General features: G+C 40.7%; 8 protein-coding genes and 1 other annotated feature. Of the genes, 1 reads left to right on the forward strand and 7 read right to left on the reverse strand.

Annotation, left to right across the window (positions count from 1 at the left end; genetic code table 11):
* Positions 1-85 precede the first annotated feature (85 nt).
* The 6 genes from MHI18_RS07135 to MHI18_RS07160 all read right to left on the reverse strand — a co-directional run bounded on the left by MHI18_RS07135 (position 86) and on the right by MHI18_RS07160 (position 9,525).
* Positions 86-1,807 (reverse strand): sensor domain-containing diguanylate cyclase, encoded by a 1,722-nt coding sequence (locus MHI18_RS07135; protein ID WP_340846697.1) that lies wholly within the window; start codon positions 1,805-1,807, stop codon positions 86-88.
* A 105-nt stretch (positions 1,808-1,912) separates the two neighbouring features.
* Positions 1,913-3,196: a bifunctional folylpolyglutamate synthase/dihydrofolate synthase gene (locus MHI18_RS07140; RefSeq protein ID WP_340846698.1), complete on the reverse strand. Its 1,284-nt coding sequence runs from the start codon at positions 3,194-3,196 to the stop codon at positions 1,913-1,915.
* Between the two features lie 110 nt (positions 3,197-3,306).
* The gene (locus MHI18_RS07145; RefSeq protein WP_340846699.1) at positions 3,307-5,958 is read right to left on the reverse strand and encodes a valine--tRNA ligase; all 2,652 of its coding nucleotides are present in this window, start codon (positions 5,956-5,958) and stop codon (positions 3,307-3,309) included.
* Positions 5,959-6,008: 50 nt separating this feature from the next.
* Positions 6,009-6,249 (reverse strand) — a binding site (T-box leader).
* A gap of 220 nt (positions 6,250-6,469) precedes the next feature.
* A complete protein-coding gene (gene ysxE, locus MHI18_RS07150; protein ID WP_340846700.1) occupies positions 6,470-7,525 on the reverse strand; it encodes a spore coat protein YsxE in 1,056 nt (351 codons plus the stop codon).
* 63 nt (positions 7,526-7,588) lie between these two features.
* On the reverse strand, positions 7,589-8,974 hold the full coding sequence (locus MHI18_RS07155; protein ID WP_340846701.1) for a LysM peptidoglycan-binding domain-containing protein: 1,386 nt from the start codon (positions 8,972-8,974) through the stop codon (positions 7,589-7,591).
* A gap of 410 nt (positions 8,975-9,384) precedes the next feature.
* Positions 9,385-9,525 (reverse strand): hypothetical protein, encoded by a 141-nt coding sequence (locus MHI18_RS07160; RefSeq protein ID WP_340846702.1) that lies wholly within the window; start codon positions 9,523-9,525, stop codon positions 9,385-9,387.
* 562 nt (positions 9,526-10,087) lie between these two features.
* Here MHI18_RS07160 and MHI18_RS07165 point away from each other — a divergent pair.
* Positions 10,088-11,418 (forward strand): IS3 family transposase gene (locus tag MHI18_RS07165; protein ID WP_340846525.1). Its coding sequence is split into 2 segments (ribosomal slippage): positions 10,088-10,472 and positions 10,472-11,418, totalling 1,332 coding nucleotides; the frame shifts between segments, so codons are not numbered across the junction.
* A 59-nt stretch (positions 11,419-11,477) separates the two neighbouring features.
* On the opposite strand, the gene hemL is transcribed toward MHI18_RS07165, so the two are convergent.
* The gene (gene hemL, locus MHI18_RS07170) at positions 11,478-12,767 is read right to left on the reverse strand and encodes a glutamate-1-semialdehyde 2,1-aminomutase (RefSeq protein WP_340846703.1); all 1,290 of its coding nucleotides are present in this window, start codon (positions 12,765-12,767) and stop codon (positions 11,478-11,480) included.
* Between the last annotated feature and the right edge of the window lie 13 nt (positions 12,768-12,780).

Below are 12,780 nucleotides of genomic sequence, written 5' to 3' on the forward strand. Positions count from 1 at the left end.
TCTATTATTATTCCTTACTTTTATTATATAACGCGGTTCTTACAAAAATCTTGTTTATTTTACAAATTTTGTGACACAGGTAGACTTATCCCACATACTGAGCAACTTTGTTCCTTCCGGCCTGCTTAGCTCCTGTATACATGGCACGGTCTGCGTGACGAATCAGTGCTTGTTCGTCATCCGCATCAATAGGCGCAGTGGCTACACCCATACTGGCAGTAATCGTCACCAGCTGTTTGGAGCGGTGTTCATCAAGATCTGAATGGACCGCGAATGGTTTATTGGCAATCGATAATCGGATAAATTCAGCAAATTTAAAAGCTTCTTCCTTTGCTAGATTCGGAAGAAGAATTACAAATTCTTCTCCGCCATATCTAGCTAACGTTCCCGTTTTACCCACAATTGAATTCAGCCGTTCTGCTAACTGGCAGAGAATTTCATTGCCGCTTTGATGACCAAAACTATCGTTTACCGCTTTAAACCGATCAATATCGATTAAAATAAGTGAGACATTTTTCGTAATGTGGTTAGCTAGATTCGTAAACTGTACTTGCAGTTCTCGTTCTATATATCGGTAATTATATAAATTAGTTAATGGGCAGCGCTCGCTTTGCTGCATGGCCAGTGAATGGTGTCTAGCATTTTCAATAGCCACACCTAGATACGAACAAAGAATATCCATTATCATCATTTGATGGTTTTCATAGGCGCGTTTTTTTGTCGATACAAGCATGACTTCTGCTACAACCAGCTTGTCTCTGACAATCGGAATCGTCATAATACTCTCTATATTCGGCTCAATGATGCCCATATCGAGATGCTTCCATTCTTTGCGAGAATGAAAGAGTAACGCTTTCCCCGTCTGCCAAACTTCTCCGGTAATTCCAAGTCCATTCCGCAGCGGCTCGATATTTTTTTCTTTAGCCACACCATTTTCAAAATAGCGCAGTAGATGAATTTCCTTTTCTGCGTTATATATATCGAATATATAGCCCTGTTCAGTCTCAACAATCGTCGATATCCGATTAATGAATAATTCAAGAACACCATCGATATGAAGTTTTTGAGTAAGCTGATGACCAAATTCTCCAGCACTTTTCAAATGAGTATTAATCTGTTTAGATTGATTATATAATTTTAGAATCCAAGCTAAGCTAATGATGGGAACGCCAATAAGGACGATTGAAATAATTCCGATTTGTTGATAGAGAATGAATAAGATAATCCCGATTGGCAATATCAACAAAGTGGCTATGCCGTCCCATAAGAGACTTTCATCTTTAAACGTGAATTTCTTATTATGTAAAAAATAATCTGAGATGGAGAGCATAATTGAGTTGGTAACAAAATAGACTAACTGGTAGACCATGATTAAAAAAATGTGCTTCCCATCTAATGTTGAACCAAATTGATGATCACCGCCGAATGAATAATAGGCTAAACCGCTCATTAAACTCATAATAAAAAATAGTAGTGAATTAAGCGGAATGCGATATACTTCCGGACGACGGATGTGTACCATCAAAAGGATAAAGATGAAGGAAATCTGTGTCGCCATGATTTCTGCTGCTAATCCAAATTCGAGAAAGAGAGCTAACGAAACACCTTGTACGACCGTTACCGGATCCTTGTTAATCATGATCGGCATCATGGAAAGAACACACATTAATGCTAAAAAGGCTAAAAGGTGCCATTCCTTGCCGATGAATTGAGGAGGAAAATAATGAAACGTCAGCCAGAGACCTAATGGAAAAATTAGTGCCCATAATCCCCATATCGTCCATATTTTCCGATTTGAAATCACCATTTCCCCCTCCTTCTTCCAAAAACTATGTAAATATTGGTAAAATAGTCCTTGTTTTTAAATATTTTAGCAAATATTTGGATTAAAGTCACACTAATTAGATAGTTTTCAGAAAATTATTTTCCTTTTTAAGTACGGACGAACAAAGGCAACAAAATATAATGAACCCGTAAAAATGAGTATTTCATTTTCTTTTACCGTATTTAGGCCATATTCAGCGGCTTCTTTCCAATCAGTGAAGGCGATTTTATCAGCCAATTTACTTGCTCTAAGTAGATCATCAAGGCTGGAAGCTCGATCGATGTCTATCTGCGTCAAAATCAGTGCGGATGCATGTTCATCAATAAGATGCAGCATGTCGTCGAACTTTTTATCTTGTAAGGCTGTAAAGACAAAACGATAATTCTTATCAGGATACCGTTCCTTTAAGGTTTTAATCAGAACTGTAATGCCCGCAGGATTATGAGCACCATCAATAATTATCTGAGGACTCAGCCTTTCAAATCTGCCGTTCCATTTGGATGCAAGTAACCCCTTCCGAATGCACTCTTCATCTATTTGATAACCATATTGCTGATTCAATAGTAAGATCGCCGAAACACCAAGTGCTGCATTGTCGACTTGATGTCTGCCAAACATAGGTTGAATCAGGTCTACGAATTCTACATCTCCAAACGTAAGTGAAAACGATTGAGTTTGATTCTGTATTTGATAGTTGCTTATCGTCAAATCGTGGTCAAGCCTATAAAGCTGTGCGGACTGCTCAGCTGCTTTAGCGGCAATTACACTGGATGGTTCCTGAACACGAACGCCTGAAATAACAGGTACTGCTTGTTTAATAATACCCGCTTTTTCAAAAGCGATTTCCGCCAGTGTATTCCCAAGAATATTCGTATGGTCAAGTCCAATGGAGGTTATCACTGAAAGAAGCGGTGTAATGACATTGGTCGAATCCAGTCGACCGCCTAACCCTGTTTCAATAACAGCGATATCAACCTTCCTTTTCTCAAAGTACATAAAAGAAAGAATCGTCAAAATTTCAAAATAGGTAGCCCCGTATTTTTCAATGACCGGAAACGCATTATTTATCAATTCAAGTAAGTCCTTGTCTGAAATTTGAGTGTTATTAATCATAATTCGTTCATTTACTCGTTCTAGATGCGGAGAGGTAAACGTTCCTGTCTGTAAACCAGACTGTATTAATATTTGCTTGATTACATTTAGGGTTGAACCCTTTCCATTGGTACCAGCGATATGAATCGACCGGAATTTTCTTTCTGGATTCCCTAGAGCTGTTAGGATCGATTCCATTCTCCCTAGGCCAAAATCCATGCCCAACGCTGATTCTCGAGTATGTAAATAGTTCATCATTTCTTCCACTGTGTTAAACAATTAGTTCCACTCCTCATGGCTGAACTGTAAATTTTTCTTTCCATATTACCATTCTTCTATTTAAAAAGCCCGCTGAAAATAACAACATGTTATTTTCAGCGGGTATTGGCTTACAATTGCTTTAATTCTTGAATCCGGCTGATTACCGCATCACGTTTTTCTACATAATCTTGTTCTTTGGCACGTTCTTCTTCAATAACAGCTGCTGGGGCTTTTTTAACAAAGCCTTCGTTGCCTAGTTTTTTCTGAACACGTTCTACTTCCTTATTCAGTTTCTCACACTCTTTATCTAAACGTTTAATTTCATCCTCAATATTGATTAAGCCTTTCAGCGGAAGAATGAGTTCAACACCCGTAACAACCGCAGTCATCGCTTGTGCTGGTCCTTCTACATTTACCCCAATCGTTAATTCTTCAGGATTACAGAAACGTTCAAGATAAGCACGATTTTTCTCAAGCTTCGCCACAATTGATTCGTCTTTCGCTTTTAACATCAAGTTGATCTTCTTACTCATCGGCGTATTTACTTCTGACCGGATGTTACGTACAGAACGAATAATTTCGACAAGCAGCTTCATTTCTTCTGCTGCTTCCGTATTCGTCAACGCAGGATCAACAGTCGGCCACGCTGCAAGGGTAATGGATTCCCCATTATGCGGCAAGTTCTGCCATATTTCCTCGGTAATAAACGGCATAAACGGGTGAAGCAGGCGCATTGTGTTATCAAGAACATAAGCAAGAATCGAACGTGTTGTTTTCTTCGCTGCTTCGTCTTCCCCGTATAATGGCAGCTTCGCCATTTCAATGTACCAATCACAGAAGTCATCCCAGATGAAGTTATATAGGGCACGGCCAACTTCACCGAACTCATATTTGTCAGCTAGTCTTGTTACGGTTTCAATCGTTTCATTTAAACGCGTTAAAATCCATTTATCGGCCACTGATTTTTCACCATTTAAATCGATTTCTTCATATTTCAAGCCGTCCATGTTCATCAAGGCAAAGCGAGAAGCATTCCAGATCTTATTCGCAAAGTTCCATACGGATTCAACTTTTTCCGTACTGTAACGAAGATCTTGACCTGGTGATCCGCCTGTTGACAAGAAATAACGTAATGAATCGGCACCATACTTCTCAATCACTTCCATTGGATCGACACCATTACCTAGTGATTTACTCATTTTCCGGCCTTGTTCATCGCGAACCAGTCCGTGAATAAGCACATCTTTAAATGGACGTTCTCCTGTAAATTCAATTCCTTGGAAGATCATCCGTGATACCCAGAAGAAAATGATATCATAACCAGTTACAAGTGCACCGGTTGGGTAATAGCGTTTGAAATCAGCTTGATCAGTATCCGGCCAGCCCATTGTAGAAAATGGCCAAAGTGCTGAACTGAACCAAGTATCTAACACATCATTATCCTGTTCCCACATCTCGCTGTCAGCTGGTGCTTCTTGACCAACGTAGACTTCGCCTGTTTCTTTATGGTACCAAGCAGGAATTCTATGTCCCCACCATAGCTGACGAGAAATACACCAATCATGAATATTCTCCATCCAACGTAAGTACGTATTTTCAAACCGTTCAGGAACAAAATTAACTTTTTCGTCTTCGGATTTCTTCTGTAATTCAATGGAAGCATCAGCAAGCGGCTGCATTTTAACAAACCATTGTGTAGAAAGATAAGGTTCTACAACAGCTCCGCTTCGTTCTGAGTGGCCAACTGAATGAAGATGTTCTTCAATTTTGAACAATACACCTTGTTCTTGAAGATCTTTAACAATCTGCTTACGGCATTCAAAACGGTCCATTCCTTCATAAATACCAGCTTTCGCATTCATCGTACCGTCTTCGTTCATCACAAGAATGCGTTCAAGATTATGGCGGTTCCCTACTTCAAAGTCATTCGGATCATGTGCCGGTGTAATTTTTACAACCCCTGAACCAAAATCAATTTCAACATAATCATCGCCCACAATTGGAATTTCACGTCCAACGATTGGTAAAATAACAGTTTTTCCGATCAGGTGTTTATAACGATCGTCTTCTGGATGAACCGCAATCGCAGTATCACCAAGCATCGTTTCTGGACGAGTTGTTGCGATTTCAATTTCACCTGAACCATCAGCAAGCGGATATTTCATATGATAGAAGGCACCTTGAACATCCTTATGAATCACTTCTATATCAGAAAGGGCTGTTTTCGTAGCTGGATCCCAGTTAATGATTCGTTCCCCACGATAGATTAGACCTTTTTTGTATAAGTCAACAAACACCTTATTAACAGCTTTCGACAAACCTGAATCAAGGGTAAATCGTTCACGGGAGTAATCTAGACCCAATCCTAATTTCGCCCATTGATCACGGATATGTCCTGCATATTCTTCTTTCCACTTCCATGTTTCTTCAAGGAATTTCTCGCGTCCTAGGTCATAACGGCTTATGCCATCTGCACGAAGTTTTTGTTCTACTTTCGCTTGAGTAGCAATCCCCGCATGGTCCATTCCCGGCAGCCAAAGTACGTCCATTCCTTGCATCCGTTTCATACGAGTCAGAATATCTTGGAGTGTGGTATCCCATGCATGACCTAAATGAAGCTTTCCTGTCACATTCGGCGGCGGGATTACAATCGTATACGGTTCTTTTGTTTCATCAGGTGCGGCTTCAAAGTATTTTCCTTCTAACCACCACTCATATCGCCCTTTTTCGATAGTTTGCGGATCATATTTCGTTGGCATTGATTGTAGATTATCTTCCATAATAATTCCTCCTATAATGGCTTTTTTTCCATAAAAAAACTTCCTCATCTCAAAAGGACGAAGGAAGTTTTTCGCGGTGCCACCTTTTTTCCGAAAAAGAGAATCATCGCGTGTTTTGCGATTCTTAATCGGCTCTCAAATAAGATAACGGCTTCTGCCGGCACCCGTTACTCACTTCACGGATACAGCTCACAGGCGACTTCAGGGGATACTTACTTAGAAACCTTTCACCAATCGGTTTCCTCTCTAAAAGCAGCTTTCCACCGTACTACTCCTGATCACAGCATTCAATTTATGTAGTTACGTCATTATTCACAAAAGAATTAATACTATTATCTTACTTAAAAAACAGGGCTTTCGTCAATCATCTTTTCCTTATTTCTGAGATTTTATACGATTTGTGCTAGCTTATGCGAGCTATTTCAGGTATGTGCGAGGATTACGTGAAGGAGTCTTCCAGATAAAAAATAGCCGGAGCAAGGATGATCATGATTCTCCTCCTGCTCCGGCATTAACTATGCTCCTGTTCGGCTGCTTGAGCTGCTTCCGCTGCTGCAGCTTTTTTACTGTTTTCAATTTCTTCAATTTTCATCACCATATATTCAATGTTTTTCAACTGCCAGTAGTGGCGTTGTAATGATTTCACGGAGTGGTACTCACTTTTGTTTGTTTTCTCGAAATACTTTCTCGCAATGGAGACAGTAGCGCCGGGATAAGCTAAATAGCTCTGGAAAAGAAGCATTTCTTCTTCCTTAAACGGAAAATAGCGAAAATAATTATATAACCAATCAATACAATCATTATTATTGGAGGGATATGTTTTGGCCGTTTTCTCCAAAAACGGAAGCAAATCAAAATGCGGCGGTGCTTTTTGTGACCTTTCAAAATTAATGAAATAACCATAGCCTCGTTCATTATAAATAAAGTGTTTTAGTGAGACCTTGCCGTGTGTGACAACTGTCCTGACTTTTTCCAAGTCCTTTGACTTCTCTGCCCACGACTCTATTTTTTTCAGGGAGTAATCCATTGCTTGTGAGATATCGGTATAATAGTTGCAAAACATCATTTCAAAAGGCGCCATATACCATTTCTTTTCACAAGCAATGACAAATTCATCTAAAAATTCCCGTTGCTTTTTCCACTCCTCAACGGTCACGTTATAATGCTCTTCTCGTTCCTCAGCATCCACCGGAATATCTCTCACCGATAACGTGTGCATACGTGCTAGTTCACGAAACATCTGCTTGTGACGCTCGGAACGTTCTCCGCTTTCTTCATCAACAAGCCAAGGCATTAAATAATACAAACGGTTGTTATTCAGAACGCCATATCGACCACCCTCAGCTTGGTAAATTGGCACAATTCGATTATAGCCGCGTTGATACAGCGTTTGGATATTGCGGATAAAATCAATCCCCTCCTGTGCTGGCATTGACTTTAACGCAAAAATCCCCTGTTCACTGTAGACCTTCGTGATTTTCCCAAAGTCTTCAAGATACTTAACGCGAAGTCCATATTGAGACAATATTTCACCCAAGTTTTCATTCGGTTCTTTATTTCGGTACACTGTCTGTCACCGCCTTTCTTCATTCAATAAAAGCAGAGCCAATAATGACCCTGCTTTTATCGGTTAGTGCTTGTATATGGTCACCTTAGGAATGTACAACACTTGACCTTCATAAATATCCATTGTTGGCTCAAGCATATTGCTGTTCATTAAGGATTGAACAGAGACCTCATAACGCTCCGCCAAGATATCGAGTGTATCACCTTGTTGGACGATACAGACCTTCATCTTCACAAGCTCTTCTTCTTGTTTCCTGCCGAAGAAATCTGTTAGTGAAACATGCTTCTCTTTCGTTTCTTCCTTTGACTCCTGTTTATTTTTCTTATAACTTTTAGATCGCGGAATTTCTACAGCTTCCGCTTCTTGAGGCTCTGGCTTTCGAACAAGATCCAATAAGTGATGGTATTTCTTTTCTTGTTTTTGTTCAGCTTCAACTACTGACTCCTCTTCACCACTTTCTTCATAAACAGGTTCTGTTTTTTGTTGAAATACCACTGGGTCTGCCGCTTCCACAGAGCGAACTTCCTCCATTTCCACTTTCTTCGGTACAGTCTCAGTCGGGCAATCTTCCTGGTCTCTTTTCAGCACAGGTCCTTTTTTCGGTTCAAAGACAGTGGTTGACGATTCATCATCTGGCTGCTTCCTAGCTTCAACGTAAAACGGCTTATATAAATCATCCTCAGAGTTCATCTCGTCAGACTCAGGACTCTCCCTGTTAAGCGGCTCCATCTTACGATCGGCAACGGCCTCCTCGCTCGATTCAACACTTGACTCCACTTCTAATTCCACTGAAGAATGGGAACTCGACTCTTCTTGTTTTTGCTCCCGGGACCCGGCACTTACCTCTTGTTCTACTTTATCGTATTGCTGAGAACTCGACTCTTGGTCAAATTCGTATCTTGATTGAGAACTTACCTGCTGCTCTTCGGTTGACTGCGAACTTGACTCCTGTACGATTTCGATCTCGTATTCTTCTTGTTTCAAATCTTCTCTTTGTGGCATATGCGGCTGTTCACCATAAATACCTGTCACCAGCAAGTCAGCCTGAAGCTTCAAACAATTTCGTTCAATCAACGTATAATCAAACGTCTGAATGTTTACACCAATATCATCCACTGACTCCACCCGATTATATGGAATGGAAATATCAACAGGAAAGCGATGGTTAAATTCCTGCGTGCCATTCCCTGAGTCTTCTACAGATTGCATCGTCTTTGGATAATACCCCTGTGAATAATGCTTGATTTCTGATTCACCACTTGAAAGATTAATCTTATATTCCCCACTCAAATCAAGAGTTCCTTTAATTACTACATACTCATCGCTTTCTTGAATAGTCACATTTGGATCGAGTGAAATCGAATAGAGCTCGGCTACTTCCTGCCCCTTCTGAAACCAAATCGACTCCTCGAGTGTAAAACGTAAAAACGGCAAATTATCCGCGGTCAAAACCATTCCTCCTTTCAAAACAATAACGATACCAATACAATTTATGAAACTTAACAGCTGTTTATGCCACCAGATTGTTGGATTATTTCAAAAGTTAGTATGGAGGAGGGACTATGAGAAATGTATTTTTACCACTTTACTACCTAGAGCAAAGCAGCCTCTTAAGCCATTCTTCTTCCTTACACCAAAGTCACCAAGCTAATCCGAATATTTTAGTTATCCCTTTATAACTCTTGTTGCAAAAATAGGGTATCTGGCTCTTTTGGATACCCTTTTTGAGCAATTCTGCCTCTCAAGCTATCAGAAAGTGATTGGATATTGATAAAAAGCTAGGATTCTACATTTATTTCACCATTTCAAGCTTGCCGGATCACCTAAATGGAGCTTAATGAACGCTGATTCGTCCCATTTCAGCTGTTATTCGGCCCTTTCTCTGATTGATTCGGCCCTTTTTGGCTATCATTCGGCCCTTTCTCTGATTGATTCGGCCCTTTTTGAATATCATTCGGCCCTTTCCAAGATGAACTTGCTGATCCAGTTATAGCTCTCATTGAAAACTACTGTTTTTAGTAACCCATTTGGATAAACCCGCCTCTCAAGCTACGAGGATGAGCCTATTATTCTCCACCGTTTTAAATGGAAAAGCTAATCCAAATATTTTGGTTATCTCCTTATACCCCGTGTTGCAAAAATAGAGTATCTAACTCTTTTGGATACCCTTTCTGGGCAACCCCGCCTCTCAATCTATCAGAAAGTGATCTATTTTTGATAAAAAGCTAGGATTCTACGTTCGTTTCTCCATTCCAAGCTTGCCGGATCACTCAAAAGTAACTTAATGATTGCTGATTCGGCCCATTTTGGCAGTTATTCGGCCCTTTCTCTGATTGATTCGGCCCTTTTCGGCTATCATTCGGCCCAAACTCGACTTGATTCGGCCTTTCCCAAGATGACCTTGCTGACCCAGCCTTTCCAAATTTCCGCGCCTCTCAAGCTAGAATAAAAAAACCCGAATTCCTCATAAAATGTACCCTATAAGATAGACACTTTGAAAAAAGTCTATCTTGTAGGGTATTTTTATTTATAATGAGAAAAAAGATACGGGAGCGGAACCGAATGACAAAAATCTACTTAACTGAAAAACAACAAGCGCAATTAAAATGTAATCCCTACGTACAGGCAGTTAGTGAAAAGGCCATTACCTATACAGATGAATTTAAGCGCCATTTTATTGCAGAAAATGAGAAAGGAAAGCTACCAAGAATCATTTTTGAAGAAGCGGGATTAGATGTCGAATTAATCGGTTTGGAGCGTGTGAGTTCTTCCGCAAAACGTTGGCGAGCAGCGTATCGAAAAGCTGGTATAGACGGTTTACAGGATACACGTAAAACGAATTCAGGACACCCACTTGAACGGGAACTAAGCCTGGAAGAAAAATACGCACGATTAGAAGCGAAAATGCGATTACTTGAGGCAGAGAACGAACTACTAAAAAAGCTGGATCTACTCGAAAGGCAGATGAGGAAGAAGAAATCACAATGGAAGCGAAAATAAAATTTGAACTGATTTATGGCGCCATCAATAAATACGGATTGAAGCGCATGGTGAGCTACTTCTGTGAACTGATGGGGGTTTCTCGCTCAGGTTATTACAATTATTTTGATGAACGCTCTGCACAAAACCGTGCAGATCAAGATGTGGCAGATGAAGTGGTGAAAGAAATCATTTTAAAGGCGTATTATTTCCGAGGACGCAAAAAGGGAGCACGCCAAATCAAAATGACGCTTCAAAATCAATATAGTGTCACATATAACTTAAAACGAATTCGCCGTATTATGAAGAAATTCGATATTATCTGTCCAATTCGTAAGGCCAATCCCTATCGACGCATGGCAAAAGCAACGAAAGAACATCGGACATGCCAAAATGAACTAAACCGTAACTTCAAGCAAGGTGTGGCAGGAAAAGTGTTATTAACAGATATCACGTATTTGACGTATAGAGGCGGAAAACGTGCTTATTTATCAACGATTAAAGACGCAGAAACGAACGAAATTTTAGCGTATGAGGTGTCCGATTCCTTATCGCTGGATATCGCCCTCCATACAGTAAAGAAATTGAAAAAGCATAAGCATTTAGCGAAAGATGCGTTTATCCATTCGGATCAGGGTTTCCATTATACGAGCCCTATTTATCAAACCTTAGTAAAGAAAATGGGCCTAGGCCAGTCGATGTCACGCCGTGGCAACTGTTGGGATAATGCGCCCCAAGAATCCTTCTTTGGGCATTTTAAAGATGAAGCCAATCTAAAGGAATGTGAGACATTAGAAGTAGTGAAACGAGAAATTAAAAGTTATATGACGTACTACAATCATTATCGAGGCCAGTGGAATTTAAAAAAGCTGCCGCCTGTAAAATACAGACAGCAGCTTCAACAAGTTGCCTAGGCTTTTTCAAAATGCCCTTTACAAAGGGTACACTTTATCATAGGAATTCGGGTTTTATATTATTTTCTTAGTTTAGAGAAGGCTTTTTCTGCTGCGGCTATGGTTTTTTCGATGTCTTCATCGGTATGTGCCGTAGAGAGGAATAGGCCTTCGAATTGGGATGGCGGCAGGTAGATGCCTTGCTCTGCCATTTCTCTATAGTACGTGCCGAAGAAGGCTAAATCAGAGGTTTTAGCTCCTTCATAGTTGATTACTTCTTCGTTGGTAAAGAATAGGCCGATCATGGAGCCTGCACGGTTAAACGTATGAGGAATATCATATTTTGCCGCTGCTGCGCTGATGCCTTTTTCAAGCATGTCGCCTTTACGTTGGAACTCTGTATATACTTCAGGTGTCAGCTGGCTAAGCGTTTCAAGGCCTGCTGTCATCGCTAGTGGATTTCCTGAAAGCGTTCCTGCTTGATAGATGGTTCCGCTTGGTGCAACTCTTTCCATGATTTCACGTTTTCCGCCAAATGCTCCAACTGGAAGTCCGCCGCCAATTACCTTGCCTAGACAAGTCATATCTGGAGTCACTCCGTAGTAACCTTGGGCGCAGTTATAGCCGACACGGAAGCCGGTCATGACTTCGTCGAAGATTAACAGTGCGCCATATTGCGTTGTTACTTCTCTTAGTCCTTCAAGGAAGCCTGGCTGTGGTGGTACGAGACCCATGTTGCCTGCAACTGGTTCAACAATGATACATGCGATGTCTTCACCAAATTGTTCAAATGCATACTTAACCGCTGCAAGATCGTTATAAGGTACCGTAATCGTGTTTTTTGCTGTTCCTTCTGGGACACCTGGGCTGTCTGGCAAACCAAGCGTAGCAACGCCCGAACCAGCTTTAATCAGCAACGAATCACCATGACCGTGGTAGCAGCCTTCAAATTTCAAAATTTTGTTTCTGCTTGTGTAACCGCGAGCGACGCGAAGTGCACTCATGGTTGCTTCCGTTCCCGATGAAACCATCCGAATCATTTCAACTGAAGGAACCCGATCAATGACCAGCTGCGCCAATTCGTTTTCAATCACCGTTGATGCTCCGAAACTTGTACCTGTTTCTGCAACCTTCTTAATTGACTCAACCACGCGATCATTGGCATGACCTAAAATAAGCGGTCCCCATGATAGAACATAATCAATATATTCATTGCCATCGATGTCATAGATTTTCGAGCCTTTACCACGTTCCATAAAGATCGGATCCATATCAACCGATTTGAATGCACGTACAGGACTGTTCACTCCGCCTGGCATGAGGTCTTTCGCTTTAGTAAAAGCTTGTTTTGATTTTTCATATGAACGCATTTTCAGATCTCCT

Origin of the sequence: Peribacillus sp. FSL H8-0477 (assembly GCF_038002765.1) — a bacterium.
GTDB lineage: Bacteria > Bacillota > Bacilli > Bacillales > DSM-1321 > Peribacillus.